Origin of the sequence: Nocardia sp. NPDC058058 (assembly GCF_042885355.1) — a bacterium.
Lineage (GTDB): Bacteria > Actinomycetota > Actinomycetes > Mycobacteriales > Mycobacteriaceae > Nocardia.
The window spans coordinates 2,796,095-2,818,457 of sequence record NZ_JBHVSA010000001.1 but is presented as its reverse complement, the minus strand read 5'-3'; the positions used below and the strand labels follow the sequence as shown (position 1 = coordinate 2,818,457).

Sequence of the window (22,363 nt, the reverse complement as noted above, 5' to 3'; positions counted from 1 at the left end):
AATCCGTTGATCCGATTCAGGAGCATGTGAATGCAGAACAAGACTGCCCGTGGTGTTTTCGTGGTGCTCGCGGCGGGAGCGGCCCTCGCCGCCGCTCCGGCTGCCGCCAATGCCGCACCGTTGACGCTCGAGCCCTTCACCAACGCGCCGGTGGCGACGAACAATGAGGGTGGCACCCAGGTGGCGAGCTTGTTCGACACCAATAGCGCCACCACGATGAGCTCGCAGGTGACCTCGCGGATCGCCTGCCTGCCGATGACGATCAGCCAGAACCTGGATTGCTTCACCGGCGATCGCTGATCGACCAGCACGCCCTCAGCGCCCCGCGCGGCGCACCATTCGAATTTCGATGGAGGGCGTGAAGGCTTCGACTCGGCGTTCACCGTCGGGTTCGAAGCCGAATTTGCGGTAGAAGGCCCGGGCACGCGGATTCTCCTCGAACACCCAGAGGGAGGTATCGGCGTCCTGGGCCAGCACCGTTTCCATGAGGGTGTGCGCAACTCCGGTGCCATACCAGGCTTTCCGGACATACATGGCGCTGATTTCGCGTTCCGCGACCGGTGATTCATCGCGCGATGGTCCGGCGCTGGCGAATCCGATCACCGTGTCATCGCGCACGGCGACGATATTGCGACCGGGATAGTTCACCCGGATCTTCTCCCATGCCGCCGCGCGCTTATCGACATCGAACGCGTCGAGCACATGCGCGGGCACCAATCCCTGATACGCCTCACGCCAGCACGCGATATGGCATTCGGCCATGCTGTAGACGTGTTCGGCTCCGAGCGGAACCACCTGCCACTCACGCATTTTCGCCCCCTGCCCGATGAATGTGCCCCGGGCACAGCAAAAGCCCCGGATCACCCATTGTGGGTGCCGGGGCTCTTACAGAAAAGCGGTAATCAGCCGCGGGCGACCTTGCCGGCCTTCAGGCAGGAGGTGCACACGTTCATGCGGCGGGTGTTGCCGGGGGCAACCTGGGCGCGCACGGTCTGAATGTTCGGATTCCAACGACGGTTGGTGCGCCGGTGCGAATGCGAAACCGACTTACCGAAGCCGGGGCCCTTGGCGCAGACGTCGCAGACGGCAGCCATAGTCGCGAGCTCCTTCATGTCATGTTGGGACGCGCTGCTCGAATAAACAGCGAGTCCGGAAACGTAATGTCTGGGGACGTGCCTGCCAGCGAATCGCTAGCGAACGCGTTTCTGATGCCTGAGAAGGATCAGTGCCCGCGTCGGGCAACCGTGCAAGAGTAACCGTCCCCGGCAGGCCATGTCCAATTGCCGTTCACGAAGCCGCCGGACGGCCTCCGCGACCTGCCGGATTACTCCGGCAGGGTTGGCCCGCCCGTGCGTGGGAGGGTCTTCCCGTGGCAGTACCCGCTGCCCGCGCGAGGCGGGGCTTACCCGGGTTTCCAGCGGGCATGTTTTCCGTCCCGGCGCAACTCGCCGTGGACGTCGCCAGCTCCGCGAGATTGCGGGCGGCGTTGAGATCTCGATCCAGTGTGAACCCGCAGTGATCACAGGCAAAGATCCGGTCCTGGAGGCGCAGTTTGGCTTTCACTTCGCCGCAGGCCGAACAGGTTTTGGAACTCGGGTACCAGCGATCGGCTACCTGGAGTGATCCGCCATTCCGGTGGGTCTTGTACTCCAGTTGTCGTCGTAACTCGGCCCAGCTCGCATCCGCGATCGCACGTGCCAGGGTTCGGTTCTTCAGCATCCCGGACACGTTGAGCTGTTCGATCACGATCGTGCCGTGGTGGGAGGCCATACCGCTGGTCAGTTTGTGAAGACCGTCACGGCGCGCATTGGCGACTCGTGCGTGCACCCGGGCGATCTGGGTCCGGGTCTTGTGCCACCGCCTCGATGGTGCGGCTTCTCTTCGCGGGTCCGGTCCTCGCCGTCGCTCGGCTCGGCGCTGCAAGCGACGCAGCTTCCCTAGGTCGGCGTCGAGGTGCTTCGGATTCGGGATCGATTCGCCGGTCGACAGGAACGCGAGCGATCGGATTCCCACATCGACACCGATGACCGAATTTGGCTGAGTTGGCGTCCGGGGGGCACGTTCGACCTCAACCGAGAAGGAAACGAACCATCGGCCCGCGCGGAAGGTGACGGTGGCCGAGCGGATGCGGGCGGTTCCGCGTGCGATATGGCGAGCCAGTTTGCGAGTCGATTCGTGGGTGCGGACGCCTCCGATCCGGGGCAATCGCACATGTCGGCGGTCGTCAGCGACGAGGCCGAAGCTGCCCGTGGTGAACCGGCAGGACAGCCGTGTGGATTTGGTCTTGAACGTGGGAAACGCAACGTATCGACCAGCGCGTTGTCCCGTGCGTGACCGTTGCCAATTCGTCAGGGCGGCAGACAGATTCGCCAGACCTGACGCGTAAGCTTCCTTTGAATTCTCGGGCCACCAGGGCGCGACGTCGTCCTTGGCTCGATTCCATTCCTTGCGCAGGCTGTAGGCGGACCATGACACCGGTGGGGTCAGTTCCTGGCCCGACAGCCCATAGGTTCTTTCCGCGTCCCGTTGGTTCAGATTGGCTTTGATATGTGCCAGACCCCAGTTGTAGGCAAAACGCTGTGCTCCGCAGTGTGAGGCCAGCTCGTGTTCCTGATCGGGCCTCGGATCGAGCGCGAAGCGGTATGCCTGAAGAACTGTGACCTTCTCGGTCTCCAGGTCGTAATGAACAATGGATTCGCTCACTTGTTCGATGTTAAGTGGCTCGGATGCGACACGGCACCATGTATCGGCCGACACGCAAACAGTTCTGCACCGGAACTCGTCGGAACCGGTTGTAAAGCGTCGGAACGTCAGGTGACGGCGCGGTGCGGGGACTCCCGACTAGGCTGGCAGCCGGGGGGAACAGCGACTTTGATGTGCGGTGAAAGGACGGTGCCGGTGCCCGGGGTAGGGGACGTGCTCGACGGTGAGGCGCTGCTGCGCTGGGGACAGGCCTGCCTGTCCGGGCTGGAACGGCACCGCGATGAGATCAACGCCCTCAATGTGTTCCCGGTCGCGGATTCCGATACCGGTACCAACCTCCTGGCCACCATGCGCGCCGCCATTCTTGCCGCCGAGGAGGCGGCCAATCGCGGCACGACCCGCCGGATCGTCGAACCCGCTGGGCTCGCGGCGGTATCGGACGGTGTGGGCGCTGAGGCGGAGGCCACGGCCGTACCGGGTCCGCGGGTGGCGACTGTTCGGGCGGCGGTCGGATCGCCGGAGGCTGGGGGCGGATCGATCGAGGCTGGGAGCGGATCGACCGAGGGTGCAGGTGGGGGACTGCCCGCGCGGGTGGTTGCCTCGGCCATGGCGCGGGCGGCGACGATCGGGGCGCGGGGGAATTCGGGGATCATCCTTTCGCAGGTGCTGCGGGGGATGGCCGATGCGGTGCGTGATGAAGACCTCACTGAGGCGACGCTGCGGCTGGCTCTGCGGCGAGCCGCACGGCTGGTGCGTGGGGCACTGAGTTCGCCGGTGGAGGGGACCATGCTTACCGTGCTGGATCGGGCGGCCGATCACGCGGCGGAATGTACGGAACAGGTATTGAGCGCGGTGGCGCTGGCCGCCGCCGATGGGGCGGCCAAGGCGCTGGGGGAGACGACGTCGCAATTGGGAGTGCTGCGCCGGGCGGGGGTGGTTGATGCCGGGGCGCGCGGGTTGCTCGTGCTGCTCGATGAATTGGTGGTCGTCACCGGTGGGCAGGCTCCGGGCCGTCCCGAGTATCTGCGGCAGGCCGAGCGCGCGGTGTCCACCGGGTCGGGTGCCGGTGGTCAGCGCGGGGAAGTGGCGACGGGGCCTATTGATCGGGTGGCCGGATCGGGGGAGGGGGCGCTCGATGACCGTGGCGCGCATGCGAATAACGGTGCCGAGCATGCGGATGACGGTGGTGCGCACGTACTTGTCGGTGGGGCACCGCACTATGAGGTCATGTTCCTACTGACCGGGGCCGATGAGGCGGGTGTGGCCGAGTTGCGCGAAAAGCTCGGTGGGCTGGGGGATTCGGTTGTCGTGGTGGGGGATGGGGCGGGTACCTGGTCGGCGCATGTGCACTGTGCGGATGCGGGGGCCGCGGTCGAGGCGGGGATCGCGGCCGGGGAGCTGAGCGGGATTCGGATCGAGACGCTGGCGGCCGCGGGGCCGGTGCCGCTGGGTACGGGCGAGCGCGGCATTCTGGCGGTGGCCACCGGGGACGGGGTGGTAAGGCTGTTCGAGGACGCCGGGGCGCAGGTGCTTCAGGGGCGGGTGACGGCGGAGTCGCTGCTGGCCGGGATCAGACGGTTGCCGCATCGCGAGGTGCTGGTGCTGCCGAACGGCGCGCTGCCCGCGCACGAGTTGATGGCGGTGAGTGTGGCGGCGCGCGACGGGAATCGCGATGTGCTGATGCTGCCGAGCGGATCGATGGTGCAGGGACTCGCGGCGCTGTCCATGCACGACGCCGGGCGCGCCGCCGCCGACGATGTCTTCGCCATGTCCGAGGCCGCCGCCGGAACCCGTTGGGGCGCTTTGCGAATCGCGCCCGAACGCGCGCTGACGATCGTCGGCATGTGCGATGCGGGTGATGGACTCGGCCTGGTCGGGCACGATGTGGTGGTGATCGACCCCGATCCGCGGGCGGCCGGGCGTACGCTGCTGGATCGAATGCTGGGCCTGGGCGGCGAATTGGTCACCATGCTCATCGGCGCGGATGCGCCGCAAGGACTTTCGCAGGAGTTGGCCGAGCACATCGGCGCCGCGTTCCCGGGTGTCGAGGTGGTGGTGTATCCCGGCGGGCAGGCCGGTGATCTGGTGCAGATCGGGGTGGAATAGGTGGCGACACTGGGTGATCGGCTCGACCATGTGCTCGGGGTGAAAGCCGCCGAACCGCTGGCCGAGGCCTTCGACATGCATACCGTCGAGGACCTGCTACGTCACTATCCGCTGCGCTACGCCACCCAGGGCCAGCCTCTCACCGAGGAGGCGCCGGAGGAGGGCCAGCACATCACCGTCATGGGCCGGGTCACCAAAACCGATCTGCGCCCGATGAAGAACCGCCGCGGCAGCCTGCTCAAGGTGAGCCTGGATACCGGCGGCTCGAAACCCATCGAGGTCACCTTCTTCAATGGCGACAAGGTGCGCCATCTGGTGAAGGAGGGCGTGCGCGCCATGATGTCCGGCACCGTGCACTGGTGGCGGCCGGACCGCTGGAATCTCTCGCATCCGGATTATCTGATCCTGCCGGACAAGGAGGGCGGTTCCATCGAGAACCTCACCTCGGTGCGCGGCGGCGGTGCGCTGCGCGGTCTGGCGGCGACCGCGAAAGGTGCGGGCGGCGTGGATGTCTCGTTCTTCGAACGCGAATTCATCCCGGTCTATCCCGCCACCGCCAAGGTGCAGAGCTGGGATCTGCTGCGCTGTGTGCGTCAGGTGCTCGATCAGCTCGACCCCATCGAGGATCCGCTCCCGGTGGATCTGCTCGAGGAGCATTCGCTGCTCCCGGTCTCGGACGCGCTGCGCCTGATTCACCTACCCGACAGCAAGACCGATATCGATCAGGCCAGGGGCCGACTGCGTTTCGACGAAGCCCTGGCCTTGCAGTTGGTGCTCGCCGAGCGCCGGCATCAGGCCGAGGGTCGCACCGCCAAGCCGAGCCCGCCCCGAACCGACGGCATCGCAGCCGCTTTCGACAAGCGCCTGCCCTTCGAACTGACCGAGGGCCAGCGCACGGTGATCGACGAGATCTCCGCCGATCTGTCCCGCACCCATCCGATGCACCGCCTGCTCCAGGGTGAGGTCGGCTCCGGCAAGACCATCGTCGCATTGCACGCCATGCTCCAGGTCGTCGACAACGGCCAGCAGTGCGCGCTGCTCGCACCGACGGAAGTTCTTGCCTCCCAGCACTATCGATCGCTCAAGGCAATGCTGGGCGACCTCGCCACGGCCGGTGAACTCGGTGCGGCCGATATCGCCACCAAGGTGGTGCTGGTGACCGGCTCCATGTCGGTCGGCCAGAAACGCGCCGCACTGCTGGACGCCGTCACCGGCGAGGCGGGCATCCTCATCGGCACGCACGCCCTCATCCAGGATTCGGTCGAATTCTTCGATCTCGGCATGGTGATCGTCGACGAACAGCACCGTTTCGGTGTGGAACAGCGAGATGCCTTGCGCGCCAAGGCCAAGAACGGCATAAGCCCGCACCTGCTGGTCATGACCGCGACCCCTATCCCGCGCACCATCGCCATGACGACCCTGGGCGATCTGGAAACCTCCACCCTGACCCAGCTCCCGCGCGGCCGCTCGCCGATCACCTCGAAGGTGGTGCCCGCCAAGCTGAAACCGTCCTGGGTGGACCGCGCCTGGGAACGCATTCACGAGGAGGTCGGCGCGGGCCGTCAGGCCTATGTGGTGTGCTCCCGCATCGGCGATGAAGAGGAGAACGGGAAAACCAAGGGCCGCAAGAAGTCCGAGGAAGAGAAGGAAGGCCCCACCACCCATTCGGCGGTCGACATCTTCGAGATGCTGAGCACCGGACCGCTGAAAGACCTGCGCATCGGCCTGCTGCACGGCCGCCTGCACTCGGACGAGAAGGACCGCGTCATGCGCGCCTTCAACGACGCCGAGATCGATGTACTGGTCTGCACCACGGTGGTCGAGGTCGGCGTCGACGTTCCGAACGCCACCGTCATGGCGATCATGGACGCCGACCGTTTCGGCGTCAGCCAGCTGCATCAGCTCCGCGGCCGCGTGGGCCGAGGCAAACACCCCGGATTGTGCCTGCTCATCACCGAATCCGGCCCGGTCGGCACCGCCATGGCCCGCCTGGAGGCGGTCGCCGGAACCACCGACGGTTTCGAACTGGCGGTGCTCGACCTGCGCCAGCGCCGCGAAGGCGATGTGCTGGGCTCCGCCCAATCCGGCACCGCCCGGAGCCTGCGCCTGCTCTCCCTGCTCGACGACCTCGAGGTGATCACCGCGGCGCAGCAATTGGCCAGGGAGGTAACAGAATCCGATCCGGGGTTGAAGAAGCATCCGGGCCTGGCCGGCATGATGCACGCCGCTGTGGACGGGGAACGCCTCGAATACCTCGCCAAGTCATAACCTCGCTCGGACAATCGTTCACCAGGAACTCATGCACTGAATTCGCCCAATCCGGCGACCATCAGTTCCTGGTGAACGTCCGTCTAGCGCGGGAGGCGGGGGTAGGGCAGGTCGCTGCTGGTGTTTTCGGTGATGGCCAGGGGGCGGCCTATCTGAGGGAAGGCGCGCTGGGCGCAGTTGGGGCGCTCGCAGACCTTGCAGCCCGCGCCGATGGGGATGGCGGCGGTGGGGTCCTCGAGTTGCAGGCCGCGCGAGTAGGACAGGCGGTCGGCGTATTCGATATCGCAGCCCAGGCCGATGGCGAATTCTTTTCCGGCGGTGCCGAATCCGGTGGGGGTCGGTGTGGTGGTGCGGGCTATCCAGAGGTAGCGGCGGCCGTCCGGCATGGCCGCGACCTGGGTGAGCATGCGGCCGGGATGGGCGAAGGCCTCGTGCACGACCCACAGCGGGCAGCTGCCGCCGACTCTGGAGAAGTGGAAGGCGGTGGCGGACTGGCGTTTCGAGATATTGCCCGCGCGATCGGTGCGAATGAGGAAGAACGGGACCCCGCGCTGGCCCTGGCGTTGCAGGGTGGACAGGCGATGGCAGACGGTTTCGAAGCCGACTTCGAAACGCAGACTGAGCAGGTCGATGTCGTAGCGCAGTTCCTCGGCCGAGCGCAGGAACTTGCTGTAGGGCAATACGAGTGCGCCCGCGAAGTAATTGGCCAGGCCGATGCGGGCCAGGGTTCTGGATTCCCCACTGAGCGAAGGGGTTTCGTCCAGCACCTCGTCGAGTAGGTTGCCGTGCAACAGGAATGCCAGCGTCGAGGCGATCTGGAAGGCGCGCTGCCCGGGCCGCAATCGCCGCGCCAGGGTGAGCGTGCGGGTTTCCGGTTCATAGTGGCGCTTGGGCACATTCGGGTCCGCGCCGTCGCCGCGCACCAGTACGGTGACGCCCGCGCGTTCCTCGGCGACGCGCGCGAGTTGGCGATCGAGGGAGCCCACCGTCAGCCCGCAGTCCTCGAACAGCCGCTCGGCGGCCAGATCCAGTTGCGCGATGTGATTGTGGTGGTCGTAGAAGAAGTCCCGCACGTCCTCGTAGGGCATGGGTACGCCCGGGGCCCCGGTCGGGGTGGCAACTTTCGAGGACAGCAGATCGAGTTGATCGGTGGCCGCGCGTAGTCGACGGTGCATGGCCACAACGATTTTCGCGACTTCGGGCATCCGGGTGGCCAGGTCTTCGACCTCGGCGACCGGGGCCGCGTTTCCGCCCGCGGCCTCGACCAGGATCTCGTGTAGGTCCGAGACCAGCCGGGCATCGGAATCGGCGGCGAAGAACTGCACATCAAGATCGAACGTGGAGTTCAATTTGAGCAGTACCGGAATGGTGAGTGGCCGCTGATCCCGCTCTAGCTGGTTGAGGTAGCTGGGCGAGAGATCCAGGGATTTGGCCAGGGCCGCCTGGGTCATTCGCCGTTCCTCGCGCAACCGCCGTAGTCGAGCACCCGCATACATCTTGCGCACAGTGCAGGATGCTACCGATCGCGCTTCGCAAACATCGCAATTTGAAAGGACTCGCCGCAATTTCGTATTACTGCGTGGCGTTTCGCCTTCGCGATGCGGCTGCGTAGCGTGCGAATTCGGGGAGATGAATTCTCATACGCAAGGCACTCATCGTACGCGGGAGCCACCCCGGCCGTTGTCGAACCGGGGTAGCAATCGGACAGCGGATCGGTCCGGTCAGGTCAGTATGAGGTGAACCTGAAGTTCGCCGACGAGGAATCCGAGGACCGCTCCGATGGCGACCAGCTTCCACTCGTCCTGTTTGAACGCCGGCCGCAGCAGGCCCTCGTACTCGTCGTCGGTGAGCTGTTTGGTCTTCTCGATCACGAGACTGCGCACGTCCAGGGCCTCGATGGCATGCCGGTCGAGTCCGGAATGGGCCGCCGCGCGCACATACTCGAGCACGAAGCCGACGGCATCGCGCTCGATGGCGGTGTAACTGTCCCGCGCGACCATGAGCATGAGCGGTTTCGCCGGACCGGTCTGTACGTTGAGGAATTCGCTCACATGATGATTCAGCAGTGATGCCAACCGGTCGGCACGCTCGCCGTTCAGCACGGCTTCCAGAATCCGTGCGGGGGTGAGGATTTCGGTGGCGATCAGATCGCCGTAATCGGCGCACACCTGTTCGCGGCGCTTATGGAACAGGCCCTGCCAGCGCAGCGGTCCGATGCCGACCGGTCTGATCGGCCGGAAGATCATTTGCAGCGCAAGCCAATCCGTCACCAGGCCGGTGAAACCGCCGAAAGCGGGCATGAGCCAGGGGGAATGGGTGAACGACCAGGTGATCATCTGCACGAAACCCAGAACGGTGCCGAATATCAGCCCGGATCGCACGATGAAGCGCAGCTCGGGCGCGCCCACCCGGCGCACCATCTCCACCAGCAGCCGCTTATCGTCCACCAGCGCGTTGATCGCCATACCGCGCAGATCCATCACCTGATCGATATTGGTGCGCAGATCGAACACGATGTCCTCGATCAGCCGCGGCAGATCCCGTTGCGCGCGTTCGATGATCGCGCGCCGCGCGACATCTGGCATGTTCACCCACAGGCGCGGTTGATGCTCGAGCATCATCTCGCGGACCATGTAGTCCACGCCCGCGTCGAGCGGTTCGCGCAAACGCGTTGTCAGCTCGGCGATATCGATGCGGGCGATGATGTCTCGCGGATCGATGAGTTTGCCGAACATCAGGTCGACGGCGATGGTTGCCATGCGTGGTGCGGACCGGGGAATCACGCCCTGCCAGCCGAACCACGGTGGGATACCGCGGAATTCGAGCGGATACATCAGCATCCGCACGGCTACGATCTTGGTGACCCAGCCGATGAGCGCCGCCACCACCGGGATCGAGCAGTACAGCAGCCAGTGCTCGGTGAAATCAGCGATCACGACGCGAGCTGCCGCGCTGTACGTATTGCCATGACCGCTCCCTGGTGCGATTATTCGAATCCTGTGATTCGGTTATTCGTATCGAGAGGCTAGGAGACACGCGTGCCCGCTGGCAAGACGAGGACCGCCGACAGCTCCCCGCCCACCCAGCGCGTCATCTCCATCGTGGAATTGCTGGCCGCCCAGCGCACCCCGCTCACCTCCGCCGAGATCGCCGACAACCTCGATCTGAATCGCTCCACCGCCGGGGCCATTCTGGCCGCGCTCACCGAACGCGGCTGGGTGCGCCGCCTGCCCGATCTGACCTACCGCGTCGGCCCCGCACTGGCCGCGCTCGGCGTCCGCGCCGCCGATTCGCGCGGTGACCGCGCCTGGCTCAATACCGAACTGGAGCGGCTGGCCGAACAGGTCGACTGCGGTGCGGCCCTGACCACCATCGACGGCGAATACCTCGAATTCCTGGCGGTGACCCGCGACCGGCTCACCGTCGGCATGAAATCCGGTGTCCGCATCCCGCTGCGCGCCCCGGCGGGCGCGGGCATGATCGCGCACTGCGGTCCGGGCCGCCAACAGGATTGGCTCGACACCCGCGGCCCCGAACGCCGCGACGAATACCGCGAAGTCCTGAATACACTGCGCGCCAACGGCTTCTGCGCCTGGCGGCTGGAACCCGACAGTCTGCCCACCGCCCGGGTGCTGTCGGAGGTCGCCGATCACCTGTCCGAGCATCCCGCGAACAAGGATCTGCGCGGGCGCGTACTGGCGCAACTGGCCACCATCGTCGGCCCGGCCTACGACCGGGCCACCCTCGACGAGGATGTTCCACTGCCGCTGAGCTATATCAGCGCCCCCGTCTTCGACGGCAGCGGCCACGCGGTGATGGAACTCCAGATCGGCCCGCTCCGCACCGATGTCACCCGCGACGAACGCCGCCGCTATCTCACCGAATTGGCCGCCGCCGCCCGCCGCATCGGCGACGGCGTCGAAAGGAAGAACAATGTCCGACCCTGATGCCCTGGTCCGCGAAATGTGCGCCGCCTGGGCGAAACCCGATCCGGACCATATCGCCTCCTTCTTCACCGAAGACGCCGTCTACCACAACATTCCGATGGAACCGGTGGTCGGTCGCCAGGCCATTCGCGACTTCATCGCCGGTTTCGCCGCCGCCCTGGACGGCATCGACTTCACCATTCACCGCCAGTTGGTCACGGGCAATCTGGTCATGAACGAACGCACCGACACCCTGCGCACCGCGACCACTGCCACCGACCTCCCGGTCATGGGCACCTTCGAAATCGCCGACGGCAAAATCTCCGCCTGGCGCGACTATTTCGACATGGCACCCATCACCCGCGCCTTCGGGGGCTGAGGCTCAGTCCTCGGAATCGAGGATGACCGCCTGTGCCGCAATCACATTCGCGCCGTTGAAGGTCACCGACGGGGAGCCGTGCAAACGGTAGCCCTCGTCGAGCAGCGCGCTGACCCGCTCGCAGAAGGTCGCGTCGTCCGGTCCGGTGATCAGGCGGTAGCGCAGGCGCGGGAGGCTGGTCATGGGTCGAGCCTAGAGGCGTGGATTTCGCGCGGTGTGAGCATTGGGCCGCGCCCGTAACCGGGCCTCGGCTGTCGCGTCCAATGGAGGGGCGGTCTGTGCGTCCCGCCCAGCAGGACTCGTGGCGTGCTGACGCCGCCGCCCTATCGCGCGTCCCGTGGAGAACCGTTGCGGGGCAGGGAGAGGCGTTGGTCACGCCGCAGGACGGTGCCGGATTCGCACCGGTTGCTCGCTCGGTAGGGACGCCGAGGTGAGCGCGGGGACGTTTTCGGCGGCTGGCCTTAGCAAGTCGGCGAATCCCCGTGCGCAGTTCCGGCTAACCTCACCGGAGGCTATGTGTCCAGGTGATGAACACAAATTCGCAACCGACCGGTATGTGACTGTGAAGATTGCTGCGAAGCCGACTTCGATGCCCGTTCGATACCCGGGGCCAGGTACCTTGGTCGAATGTTCTCCAAAGTCCTGGTCGCCAACCGCGGCGAGATCGCCATTCGCGCGTTCCGCGCGGCCTACGAACTCGGCACCGGCACCGTCGCGGTGTTCCCGTACGAGGATCGCAACTCGGTCCATCGGTTGAAGGCCGACGAGGCGTACCAGATCGGCGAACCCGGCCATCCGGTGCGGGCGTATCTGTCCATCGCCGAGATCATCAAGGCCGCAAAGACTTCCGGCGCGGATGCCATCTACCCCGGTTACGGTTTTCTTTCCGAGAACCCGGATCTGGCCGCCGCGTGCGCCGCCGAGGGGATCACCTTCGTCGGGCCGTCCGCGCATGTGCTGGAGCTGACGGGTAACAAGGCGCGGGCCATTGCCGCCGCCAAGGCCGCGGGGCTGCCGGTGCTGGCGTCGAGTGAGCCGTCCTCGGATGTGGACACGCTGCTGGCGGCCGCGGAGAGCATGGAGTTCCCGGTCTTCGTCAAGGCGGTGGCCGGTGGTGGTGGGCGCGGTATGCGCCGGGTGGCCGATAAGGCTCAGTTGCGTGAGGCCATCGAGGCCGCCGCGCGGGAGGCCGAGTCCGCGTTCGGTGACGCGACGGTGTTCTTGGAGCAGGCGGTGATCAATCCTCGTCATATCGAGGTGCAGATTCTGGCTGATCAGCAGGGCAATGTGATTCATCTGTACGAGCGGGATTGTTCGTTGCAGCGGCGGCATCAGAAGGTCATCGAGATGGCTCCGGCGCCGAATTTGGATCCGGAACTGCGGGATCGTATTTGCGCGGACGCGGTGGCGTTCGCCAAGGAGATCGGTTACTCGTGCGCGGGTACCGTGGAATTCCTGCTGGATGAGCGTGGCAATCATGTGTTCATCGAGATGAATCCGCGTATCCAGGTCGAGCACACGGTGACCGAGGAGATCACCGATGTGGATTTGGTGCAGTCGCAGATGCGGATCGCTTCGGGTGAGTCGTTGGAAGATCTTGGGTTGAGCCAGGATTCGATTGTTATTCGTGGTGCGGCGTTGCAGTGCCGGATCACGACCGAGGATCCGGCCAATGGGTTCCGGCCCGATACCGGTCGTATCACCGGTTACCGGTCCCCGGGTGGCGCGGGCGTCCGCCTCGACGGCGGCACCAATGTCGGCGCGGAGGTCGGTGCCTACTTCGACTCCATGCTCGTCAAGCTCACCTGCCGCGGCCGGGACTTCCAGACCGCCATGGCGCGCGCTCGCCGCGCCGTCGCCGAATTCCGTATTCGTGGCGTGACGACCAATATCCCGTTCCTGATGGCGGTGCTGGACGATCCGGACTTCCGCGCCGGCCGCGTCACCACCTCGTTCATCGATGAACGGCCGCAACTGCTCACGCTCAAGAGCTCGGCGGACCGCGGCACCAAGATCCTGAACTACCTGGCCGACGTCACCGTGAACAAGCCGCACGGCACCCGGCCCACCAAGCTGTACCCGCACGACAAACTGCCCGCGCTCGATATGACCGTGCCCCCGCCGCCCGGATCGCGGCAGCGACTGCTGCAACTGGGCCCCGAGGGGTTCGCCAAGGCACTGCGGCAGCAGCAGGGTGTGGCGGTCACCGACACCACCTTCCGCGACGCGCACCAGTCGCTGCTCGCCACCCGCGTGCGCACCAACGGCCTGCTCGACGTCGCCGGACATGTGGCGCGGCTGACGCCGGAACTGCTGTCGATCGAATGTTGGGGCGGCGCAACGTATGACGTGGCACTGCGGTTCCTGTACGAGGATCCGTGGGAGCGTCTGGCCACGCTGCGTGAAGCGGTGCCGAACATCAACCTGCAGATGCTGTTGCGCGGACGCAATACCGTCGGTTACACGCCGTACCCCGAAAAGGTCACGCGCGCATTCGTTTCCGAGGCCACCGCGACCGGTATCGACATCTTCCGCATCTTCGACGCGCTCAACAATGTCGACCAGATGCGCCCGGCCATCGACGCGGTGTGCGAAACCGGCACCGCCGTAGCCGAAGTCGCGCTCAGCTACACCGGGGACCTGTCCAACCCGAACGAAGACCTCTACACCCTGGACTACTACCTCAAGCTCGCCGAGCAGATCGTCGAGGCCGGGGCGCACATCATCGGCATCAAGGATATGGCCGGACTGCTGCGCGCACCCGCCGCCGCGACCCTGGTGACCGCGCTGCGCCGTGAATTCGACCTGCCGGTGCATGTGCACACCCATGACACCCCCGGCGGGCAGCTGGCCACCTACCTGGCCGCCTGGCAGGCCGGTGCGGACGCCGTCGACGGTGCGAGCGCACCCATGGCGGGCACCACATCTCAGCCCGCGCTCTCGGCAATCGTTGCCGCGGCGGCGAATTCGCCGCACGACACCGGACTCAATCTCCAGAACGTGTGCGACCTCGAGCCGTACTGGGAGGCGCTGCGAAAGGTGTACGGGCCGTTCGAATCCGGGCTGCCCGGCCCGACCGGGCGCGTGTACCACCATGAGATTCCGGGTGGTCAGCTCTCGAATCTGCGCCAGCAGGCCATCGCGCTCGGCCTGGGCGATCAGTTCGAAGAGGTCGAAGCGAAATACGCTGCGGCGGACCGGCTCCTGGGCCGCCTGGTCAAGGTGACCCCGTCCTCCAAGGTCGTCGGCGATCTCGCTCTCGCCCTGGTCGGCACCGGCGTCGACGTCGAGGATTTCGCCACCGATCCGGGGCGCTACGACATCCCCGATTCGGTAATCGGTTTCCTGCGCGGCGAACTCGGCACCCCCGCCGGTGGCTGGCCCGAACCGTTCCGCAGCCGCGCGCTCGCCGGTCGCGGTCCGGCCAAGCCCGAAACCCAGCTCACCGCCGATGACGAGGCCGCCCTGAACGGCACCTCCGACGAACGCCGCGCCACCCTCAACAACCTGCTCTTCCCCGGGCCCACCTCCGAATTCCTCGCGCACCGCGAGAAGTTCGGCGACACCACCAACCTGTCCGCGAACCAGTTCTTCTACGGCCTGCGCCACGACGAGGAACACCGCGTCCAGCTCGACAAGGGCGTCACCCTGCTCATCGGCCTGGAGGCCATCTCCGAACCCGACGAGCGCGGTATGCGCACGGTGATGTGCATCCTCAACGGCCAGCTGCGCCCCATCACGGTGCGCGACCGCTCCATCGCCAGCGAGGTCCCCACCGCCGAGAAGGCCGACAAGACCAACGCGGGCCACCTCGCCGCACCGTTCGCGGGCGTCGTGACCCTCGCTGTCTCCGAAGGCGATTCGGTCTCCGCGGGCGACACCATCGGCACCATCGAGGCCATGAAGATGGAAGCCGCCATCACCGCCCCTCGCGGCGGCGTCATCAAGCGCGTCGCCATCAGCAAGGTCCAGCAGGTGGAGGGCGGCGACCTGCTCGTCGAACTCCGCCTCACCGAGGCCGCGGCCGAATGACGGTCGCCACCCGGCTCGCCATCGACTCCGCGCGGCACGAGACATCGTGCGCGCGGGGGGAATCGGCGGCCCGCCGATGACCCGCATCATCTCCGGTACCGCGGGCGGACGCCGACTACGCGTCCCGCCCGCGGGCACCCGCCCCACCTCGGACCGGGTCCGCGAGGCCCTGTTCAACCTCCTCGAAGCCCGCATGGATTTCGACGACATGCGAGTGGTGGATCTGTACGCGGGCTCTGGCGCGCTGGGCCTGGAAGCGTTGTCCCGCGGGGCATCCCACGCACTGCTGGTCGAATCCGACCGCAAGGCAGCCACGATCATCCGAGGCAATATCTCGGACCTGGGCCTCCCCGGCGCGGAACTCCGAATGACCACTGTCGCCGGCACCCTCGGCGGCGCCCCCACCGCCCCGTACGACCTCGTCTTCTCCGATCCGCCCTACGCGGTCGAGATCGACGAGGTGCTGGACAACCTACGCGCACTGATCGCCCACGGCTGGCTCCACGACGGTGCGCTGATCGTGGTCGAACGCTCAACCCGCTCACCCGAACTGATCTGGCCCGACGGGTATGCGCCCCTGAAGTCCCGCGTATACGGCGAAACCCGCCTGGACCTAGCCGAATACGAGGGCTGAGGCCCGCGCGACACTGTCGCGAGAGGGGCACTCACGGCCGGGTTTCGCCCGTTTCCCGCCGTGGTTACCCCCACGATGAAACGCACTGGCGGTCGGTGGGCGCGTGGGCTGATTCCCGGCGGCTGCGGTAGCGTTCGGCCATGGCTGGAGCATTGTGCCCGGGGTCGTTCGATCCCGTGACCAAGGGACATGTCGATGTGTTCGCCCGCGCGGCTGAGCAGTTCGACGAGGTGATCGTCACGGTGGTGGTGAACCCCAATAAGCAGGGGATGTTCACCGTCGAGGAGCGGATGGAGCTCATTCGCGAGGTGACGGCGGATCTGCCGAATGTTCGCGTCGAGTCCTGGCGGGGTCTGCTCGTGGATTTCGCACGCGAGCAAGGGGTTACCGCGATCGTCAAGGGTCTGCGGGACGCCACCGACTACGCGTACGAGCTCCAGATGGCGCAGATGAATCGCAAGCTCACCGGGGTGGACACCTACTTCATCGCCGCCAACCCGGAGTACACCTTCGTCTCCAGCTCACTGGTCAAGGAAGTCGCCAAACTCGGCGGAGACATCTCCGACCTGCTCCCCCCGGTCGTGCACAAGGCGCTCATGGCCCGCATCGCGGAGAACCAGGGCTGATCCGCTCCGCAGTGGCAGGTGGCCTCGGTCGCGGGCGCTTGGGCGGCAGGCCGACTGCCGCAAGGGAACTCGCAAAGGCCGGTGTGGTGCGATCGGACCGATCGCACCACACCGGCCTCTGCGTTAGCGCCACCCCGCCTATAGGCGCAGTGTCGGGATCTGGCGTGGGGCCGGGGCGGGAGCCGGTTCCATGCGTCCGTCGGCGCGGCGAGGGCGGGACAGGGCGGCGCGTAGGCGGCGGGCCGGGTCGTCGGTGTGGAGTTCGTTCCAGGTCCAGCGGATGACGTGGAAACCCAAGGCGCGCAAGTAGGTTTCGCGGACCTGTTCGCGGCGGAGGGCTTCGGGGACATTGCCCGCGGCGTGCAGCAGGCGGCCGTAGCGGAGGGGGCCGTCGAATTCGCAGAGGGTGGCGAATTCCTCGTAGTAGAAGTCGACTCGGCCCACGAAACGGCCGTCGGGGGTCAGCACATTGCCCTGGGTGGCGGGTGCGGGTAGACCCTGGCGGCGCAGCATCAGGCGGCTCAGCGATTCGCCCGCGCTCTGACTGCGGCCGTCCAGCGCCGCGACCACCCGTTTGGCCTGGGCGATACCGTGACGGCATCTCGCGCGTGAGAGTTCTTCGGCCAGTTCGGCTTCGGTGAGGCCGAACATCCCGGTGAGGCCGTCACCCGCCACCACGGCCGCCTCGAACGGCAGGGCGAGCGCCAGGTCGATCACTGTCCGCGCGGGCGGGGTGACCAGCATCCCGTCGATCTCGACCGCCGAATCCAGCGGTGACCCATGCACTTTCGTGTACGGCCTGGTCCGCCCACCGCCGCGCCGATTGCGCGTCACGCACACCCGATCCAGCGTGGTCCGCCACAGCGGAGCGCCGTACAGCACCGCGGCCGATTGATGGCTCACCACACTGCCTTCCGCCATCTCCGGCAGCACGGCCTCGATCAACAGCCGATGCCGATCCCGCCAATTCTGGGCGGACACACCCGCGGCCATAGCGATACCCCATGGCGTCGAATCACTCGCAAATGATCTCCCGCGCCCCTCCCGGCCGGGTGCGGTGTCATCCGGCGGGCTGCATCCTTCGAGCAGGCGCCGGGCCAATCCCTTTGGCGCGCAATGCCGTCGGCGTTCGGTGTCGGCATTCGGGGTGGACTCGCGCGGGCGCTTCATTCGCCCTCCCCGCGCGGGCGTCCGCGCCGCCAGCCATGTCTGACGCAGGATGCGTGGGCTCGTCCGGCGGGGCGCGGGGGAGTGGGGCGGCGGGTATCGCGCCGTCCGCCGAGGCATCCGTGCGATCTCTGCATGGGAGGAACCCCTTTCAATCGGTCGATGCTTGCTTTGACGCAGGCATCGCCGAGTGGGTTCCCTACTCCCGGAAATAGCGAATCCTCGCACCCATGGCCGTTTTTCGGCGAGTGCGAGGATTCGGGGAAGCGGGTGTCAGAAGACCCAGAGCCGCAGGGTCAGGAAGCGAATGGTGCCGACGGCGGCCGTGATCGCCAGTACCGCAGCGGCTTCGGCGATATTGCCGAGTCCCGGCGCGGTCGATTCCAGCAGCGCCAGTCCCGCCGAGGTGATCGCCAGACCCGCCAGCGCCAGCCCGCCGCCCTCGAGTTGCGCGGTGTACCAGCGCACCCGCCCGGCCGCGTGGAAGCTGAACCGCCGGTGCAGTTCATTGGCCAGCGCCGTGCTCACGATCGATCCGGCCAGATTGGCCAGCTGCGGCCCGCCGCCGTAGAACGCCAGGAACAGCAGCAGGTATCCGATATTGCTGAGACCGCCGACGAGGGCGAAACGCAGCAGTTGGGCGATGGCGTGTTCGCTGCGCAACCACGCGCCGACCTGTTCGGTCCAGCGCGCACCGGCGGTGCGGACGGCCTCGGTGCCCGAGACCATGGCCTCGGCGCCATATGCGTAGGCGTCGACCAGCGCGGTGCCGGGCGCTGCGGCCCGCTGCGGCATGTCCAGAACAGCCATCGTCATATCCCTCGAACACGTCGGGACGTGCCCTGCGGAGTCATCCCTGTAGAGGCTCCGCCGTCCCGACACAACAATTTCTTGTTGCTTGAATGTAAACCAACTGGAGGGGTTTCCTCCACTTCTTTTCGTGTGGTGTGAAACAGGTCTCCGACACGCCGGGTTCGAACCTTGGTGACAGCGCTCGGAAGGGCAGACTTGTTCCCGCGGAGGTCTCGCCGTGTAGTCCAGGCAGGAGAGTGGGGTAGCAACATGTACCGCGTATTCGAAGCGCTCGACGAACTCGTGGCCATCATCGAGGAGGCGCGGGGCATTCCGCCGACGCGCAACTGCATCGTGCCGCGCGGTGAGGTGCTCGAACTGCTCGACGATGTGCGCGAGGCGCTGCCGGGTGAACTCGACGACGCCCAGGACGTGCTCGACCACCGCGACAAGATCGTGGTCGATGCCCGCAATTCCGCCGAGAGCACGGTGAGCGGCGCGAATCAGCAGGCGCACGACACCGTCACCGGGGCGCGTGACGAGGCGGACCGCATCCTGTCCGATGCCAAGGCGCACGCCGACCGCATGGTCGCCGAGGCCCGCGCGCACGCCGAACACCTGGTCAGCTCGGCCGAAGCCGAGGCCGAACGCGTCGTCACCGACGGCAACAAGGAATACGACATGGTCACCGGCCGCGCCCGTGCCGAGGCCGATCGCATGACCGCCTCGGGCCAGGCCAGCTACGACCGTTCGGTCGCCGACGGCAAGGCCGAACAGGAACGCCTGGTCTCGGCCACCGAGGTGGTCCGGGCCGCGCACGTGGAATCCGCCCGGCTCATCGATACCGCCCAGGCCGATTCCGATCGCCTGCGCACCGAATGCGATGACTACGTCGACGGCAAGCTGGCCGACTTCGAGGAAACCCTGCACGGCACCCTGCGCATCATCGGCCGCGGCCGCAACCAGGTGCGTTCCGGTACGAGCGTGCAGGACTACGCCGCCGAGTTCCGCCGCTAGCCGGTTTGGGTGCGGCAGCGCGTTTCGGTATTGTTGGGTGGTTGCCCATTCCATACCGAACGTGAGTGAGTCCTTGATGTCCGAATCCGGTTCCAAGCCGCGTCACCGTCGCACCACGGTCGACGACGCGGGCTTCAATCTGGATACGCGACGCCTGGGCCGCAAGCCGGGCTCGATCCTCCCGGTCCAGCGCACCTTCAGCACCGACGACCGGATCGGCCTGGAAATGGTCGGCATCCCCGCGGGCGGTGAGGTCGAACTCGATCTGACCCTGCAGTCGGTCTCCGAGGGCGTGCTGGTGCTGGGTACCGTGCACGCGCCCATCGAGGGTGAGTGCTCGCGCTGTCTCGAATCGTTCACCGACGATATCGAGCTGCATCTCACCGAGCTGTTCGCCTACCCGGACAGCAATACCGAGAAGACCACCGAGGAAGACGAAGTGCATCGCCTGGTCGATGACATGATCGAACTCGAAGCGGCCGTCATCGACGCCGTCGGTCTGGAGCTGCCGCTACAGCCGCTCTGCGAGCCGGACTGTGCCGGATTGTGCCCCGAATGCGGCGTACGGATGGCGATTGCGGGTTCCGGCCATGGTCATGAGATACTTGACCCTCGCTGGGCCGGGCTCGCGAAATTGGATGTCGCGGACGACAACGTCGTCGGTGACGCAGCCCCCGGAAGCGGCGCTTAGGCGCTGTACCGGACCCATCAACAGATTTATCCTTGCGGGCCACAATGGCGCCGTGAGTCAGAGGACAGAGGAGAAGTAGTCGTGGCCGTTCCGAAGCGCCGGATGTCCCGTTCCAACACCCACTCGCGCCGGAGCCAGTGGAAGGCCAGTGCGCCTACCCTGATCACCTGCCCGAACCGTGCCTGCGGCCAGCAGACCCTGCCGCACATCGCGTGCCCCTCGTGCGGCACGTACAAGGGCCGCCAGGTCACCGCTGCGGTCTGATTCTCTGATCCAGCCGATCGTGACCGCCAGCAAGGACGCGGCGGAGGTGCCCGCCGTGGGTGACTCCGCCGACCATTCCAGCCTGCTCGAAGCGCTCGGCGTCGGCCTGCGACCGGACCTGTTGCGCCTCGCGCTCACTCACCGGTCGTATGCCTACGAGAACGGTGGGCTCCCGACCAATGAGCGCCTGGAGTTTCTGGGCGACTCAGTTCTCGGCCTGAGCATCACCGAACGTCTTTATCTGGAGCATCCGGATAAGTCCGAGGGCGAGCTCGCCAAACTGCGTGCCAGCGTGGTGAATATGCATGCCCTGGCCGAGGTGGCTCGCACCCTCGGCGCGGGCGGACTCGGTACTCATCTGCTGCTCGGTAAGGGCGAAGAGCTCACCGGTGGCCGGAACAAGCCGAGCATTCTCGCCGACGGCATGGAATCGCTGCTCGGTGCGGTGCATCTCGAGCACGGCATCGACACCGCCCGTGGCGTGGTGCTGCGCTTGTTCGCCGACCTGCTCGAGCGTGGACCCCGCATGGGTGCCGGGCTCGACTGGAAGACGAGTCTGCAGGAGCTGACCGCCGAGCGCGGTATCGGCGTGCCCAGCTACGAGATCACCTCCACCGGACCCGACCACGATAAAGAGTTCACCGCCACCGCGGTGATCGGTGGGAAGGCGTACGGCCAAGGGGTGGGCCGCTCCAAGAAGGAAGCCGAGCAGAAGGCCGCGGGCGCCGCCTATCAGGCGTTGAACGCCGAAAGTGCCGCTGCCGCCGGGGAATCGGCGCAGTAGCCGCCGATGCCCGAGCTTCCCGAAGTCGAAGTCGTACGGCGCGGGCTCGCCGAACATGTGGTGGGCCGCGTCGTCGATTCGGTGACCGTCAAGCATCCGCGTTCGGTGCGACGGCATCTCGAGGGCGGCGATGATCTCATCGCCCGGCTCTCCGGCCTGCGGGTCGAATCCGCGCAGCGGCGCGGCAAATTCCTCTGGCTCACCTTCGATGAGCCCGATCTCTCCCTCGTCGTGCATCTGGGCATGAGCGGGCAGATGCTGGTGCAGCCTGCCGACGCCGCCCTGGAGAAGCACGCGCACATCATCGCCAATCTCGATACCGGCGATCAGCTGCGGTTCGTGGATCAGCGCACCTTCGGCGGCTGGCAGCTCGCGGAGCTGGTCGAGGTGGACGGGACGCTGGTGCCCGAACCGGTCGCGCATATCGCGCGCGATCCGCTGGATCCGCTCGTGGATGACGACAAGATCGTCGCGGCCATTCGCGCCAAGAATTCGGAGATCAAGCGGGTACTGCTCGATCAGACCGTGGTGTCCGGGGTCGGCAATATCTATGCGGACGAGGCGCTGTGGCGGGCGAAGCTGCACGGGGAACGGGTGGCGGCCAAGCTGACCCGTCCCGTCGCGCGCGGCCTGCTGGACGAGGTGCGCACCGTGATGAGCGAGGCACTCCAGGCCGGGGGCACCTCCTTCGACGCGCTCTACGTCAACGTGAACGGGCAATCCGGGTACTTCGAGCGCTCGCTCAACGCCTACGGGCGCGAGAGCGAAGCCTGCCGCCGCTGCGGGGCCCCGATGATCCGGGAGAAGTTCATGAACCGGTCGTCGTTCTCCTGCCCGCGCTGCCAGCCCCGGCCCCGCGGCTGATCGCCACGTCACTGACAGTTCATGCCCGCTGTTCGGACTAGTCTCCCTATCGAAGGCATTGAAGCGCTACCTTTTTGACAGCGGCATGTGTGGTGCCGGCTGGAGGGACC

At 66.5% G+C, this 22,363-nt stretch carries 21 protein-coding genes; 13 read left to right on the top strand and 8 right to left on the bottom strand.

Annotation, left to right across the window (positions count from 1 at the left end; all coding sequences use genetic code 11):
- The first annotated feature begins 30 nt into the window (after nt 1–30).
- Nucleotides 31–300 (top strand): hypothetical protein, encoded by a 270-nt coding sequence (locus ACFVUS_RS13140; RefSeq protein WP_387764619.1) that lies wholly within the window; start codon nt 31–33, stop codon nt 298–300.
- A 15-nt stretch (nt 301–315) separates the two neighbouring features.
- Here the strand turns inward: ACFVUS_RS13140 and ACFVUS_RS13135 are convergent, their stop codons facing one another.
- From ACFVUS_RS13135 to tnpB, 3 genes are all read right to left on the bottom strand, one after another.
- Complete coding sequence (locus ACFVUS_RS13135; protein ID WP_387764617.1) at nt 316–810, bottom strand: GNAT family N-acetyltransferase; 495 nt, start codon at nt 808–810, stop codon at nt 316–318.
- A 92-nt stretch (nt 811–902) separates the two neighbouring features.
- Nucleotides 903–1,094 carry a 50S ribosomal protein L28 gene (rpmB, locus tag ACFVUS_RS13130; RefSeq protein ID WP_039799620.1) on the bottom strand — a complete coding sequence of 64 codons (192 nt, stop codon included), beginning with the start codon at nt 1,092–1,094 and terminating at the stop codon, nt 903–905.
- A 193-nt stretch (nt 1,095–1,287) separates the two neighbouring features.
- Nucleotides 1,288–2,703 (bottom strand): IS607 family element RNA-guided endonuclease TnpB, encoded by a 1,416-nt coding sequence (gene tnpB, locus ACFVUS_RS13125; RefSeq protein WP_387764615.1) that lies wholly within the window; start codon nt 2,701–2,703, stop codon nt 1,288–1,290.
- A gap of 195 nt (nt 2,704–2,898) precedes the next feature.
- On the opposite strand from tnpB, the gene ACFVUS_RS13120 reads away from it, so the two are divergent.
- Both ACFVUS_RS13120 and recG read left to right on the top strand, forming a co-directional pair.
- Nucleotides 2,899–4,809, top strand: coding sequence for a DAK2 domain-containing protein (locus ACFVUS_RS13120; RefSeq protein ID WP_387764613.1), 1,911 nt, complete (start codon nt 2,899–2,901; stop codon nt 4,807–4,809).
- Entirely contained in the window at nt 4,810–7,077 is a 2,268-nt protein-coding gene (gene recG, locus ACFVUS_RS13115) for an ATP-dependent DNA helicase RecG (protein WP_387764611.1), read from the top strand.
- Between the two features lie 83 nt (nt 7,078–7,160).
- Here recG and ACFVUS_RS13110 read toward each other — a convergent pair whose 3' ends face one another.
- Together ACFVUS_RS13110 and ACFVUS_RS13105 are read right to left on the bottom strand one after the other, a co-directional pair.
- On the bottom strand, nt 7,161–8,582 hold the full coding sequence (locus ACFVUS_RS13110) for a short-chain fatty acyl-CoA regulator family protein (RefSeq protein ID WP_387764609.1): 1,422 nt from the start codon (nt 8,580–8,582) through the stop codon (nt 7,161–7,163).
- Between the two features lie 216 nt (nt 8,583–8,798).
- Nucleotides 8,799–10,013, bottom strand: coding sequence for a DUF445 domain-containing protein (locus tag ACFVUS_RS13105; protein ID WP_387764607.1), 1,215 nt, complete (start codon nt 10,011–10,013; stop codon nt 8,799–8,801).
- A 102-nt stretch (nt 10,014–10,115) separates the two neighbouring features.
- Between ACFVUS_RS13105 and ACFVUS_RS13100 the strand changes: the two genes are divergently transcribed.
- On the top strand, nt 10,116–11,024 hold the full coding sequence (locus ACFVUS_RS13100; protein WP_387764605.1) for an IclR family transcriptional regulator: 909 nt from the start codon (nt 10,116–10,118) through the stop codon (nt 11,022–11,024).
- Nucleotides 11,011–11,382, top strand: a complete 372-nt coding sequence (locus tag ACFVUS_RS13095) for an SgcJ/EcaC family oxidoreductase (protein WP_387764603.1) — start codon at nt 11,011–11,013, stop codon at nt 11,380–11,382. The genes ACFVUS_RS13100 and ACFVUS_RS13095 overlap by 14 nt, the downstream gene beginning before the upstream one ends.
- A gap of 3 nt (nt 11,383–11,385) precedes the next feature.
- On the opposite strand, the gene ACFVUS_RS13090 is transcribed toward ACFVUS_RS13095, so the two are convergent.
- Entirely contained in the window at nt 11,386–11,565 is a 180-nt protein-coding gene (locus tag ACFVUS_RS13090) for a DUF1737 domain-containing protein (protein ID WP_387764601.1), read from the bottom strand.
- Between the two features lie 444 nt (nt 11,566–12,009).
- Between ACFVUS_RS13090 and ACFVUS_RS13085 the strand changes: the two genes are divergently transcribed.
- The 3 genes from ACFVUS_RS13085 to coaD all read left to right on the top strand — a co-directional run bounded on the left by ACFVUS_RS13085 (nt 12,010) and on the right by coaD (nt 16,674).
- Nucleotides 12,010–15,414 (top strand): pyruvate carboxylase, encoded by a 3,405-nt coding sequence (locus tag ACFVUS_RS13085; RefSeq protein WP_387764599.1) that lies wholly within the window; start codon nt 12,010–12,012, stop codon nt 15,412–15,414.
- A gap of 76 nt (nt 15,415–15,490) precedes the next feature.
- Complete coding sequence (rsmD, locus tag ACFVUS_RS13080; RefSeq protein WP_387765556.1) at nt 15,491–16,048, top strand: 16S rRNA (guanine(966)-N(2))-methyltransferase RsmD; 558 nt, start codon at nt 15,491–15,493, stop codon at nt 16,046–16,048.
- A 140-nt stretch (nt 16,049–16,188) separates the two neighbouring features.
- On the top strand, nt 16,189–16,674 hold the full coding sequence (gene coaD / locus ACFVUS_RS13075) for a pantetheine-phosphate adenylyltransferase (protein ID WP_387764597.1): 486 nt from the start codon (nt 16,189–16,191) through the stop codon (nt 16,672–16,674).
- Nucleotides 16,675–16,812: 138 nt separating this feature from the next.
- On the opposite strand, the gene ACFVUS_RS13070 is transcribed toward coaD, so the two are convergent.
- Both ACFVUS_RS13070 and ACFVUS_RS13065 read right to left on the bottom strand, forming a co-directional pair.
- Nucleotides 16,813–17,667: a hypothetical protein gene (locus ACFVUS_RS13070; RefSeq protein ID WP_387764595.1), complete on the bottom strand. Its 855-nt coding sequence runs from the start codon at nt 17,665–17,667 to the stop codon at nt 16,813–16,815.
- A 447-nt stretch (nt 17,668–18,114) separates the two neighbouring features.
- Nucleotides 18,115–18,651: a GtrA family protein gene (locus tag ACFVUS_RS13065; protein ID WP_387764593.1), complete on the bottom strand. Its 537-nt coding sequence runs from the start codon at nt 18,649–18,651 to the stop codon at nt 18,115–18,117.
- A 252-nt stretch (nt 18,652–18,903) separates the two neighbouring features.
- Between ACFVUS_RS13065 and ACFVUS_RS13060 the strand changes: the two genes are divergently transcribed.
- The 5 genes from ACFVUS_RS13060 to mutM all read left to right on the top strand — a co-directional run bounded on the left by ACFVUS_RS13060 (nt 18,904) and on the right by mutM (nt 22,253).
- Nucleotides 18,904–19,650, top strand: a complete 747-nt coding sequence (locus ACFVUS_RS13060; RefSeq protein WP_387764591.1) for a DivIVA domain-containing protein — start codon at nt 18,904–18,906, stop codon at nt 19,648–19,650.
- A gap of 76 nt (nt 19,651–19,726) precedes the next feature.
- Nucleotides 19,727–20,341 carry a YceD family protein gene (locus tag ACFVUS_RS13055; RefSeq protein ID WP_387765553.1) on the top strand — a complete coding sequence of 205 codons (615 nt, stop codon included), beginning with the start codon at nt 19,727–19,729 and terminating at the stop codon, nt 20,339–20,341.
- A gap of 81 nt (nt 20,342–20,422) precedes the next feature.
- Nucleotides 20,423–20,605, top strand: coding sequence for a 50S ribosomal protein L32 (gene rpmF / locus ACFVUS_RS13050; protein WP_330182376.1), 183 nt, complete (start codon nt 20,423–20,425; stop codon nt 20,603–20,605).
- Nucleotides 20,606–20,624: 19 nt separating this feature from the next.
- A complete protein-coding gene (gene rnc, locus ACFVUS_RS13045; protein WP_364630453.1) occupies nt 20,625–21,389 on the top strand; it encodes a ribonuclease III in 765 nt (254 codons plus the stop codon).
- A 6-nt stretch (nt 21,390–21,395) separates the two neighbouring features.
- Nucleotides 21,396–22,253, top strand: coding sequence for a bifunctional DNA-formamidopyrimidine glycosylase/DNA-(apurinic or apyrimidinic site) lyase (mutM, locus tag ACFVUS_RS13040; RefSeq protein WP_387764588.1), 858 nt, complete (start codon nt 21,396–21,398; stop codon nt 22,251–22,253).
- The last annotated feature ends 110 nt before the right edge of the window (nt 22,254–22,363 follow it).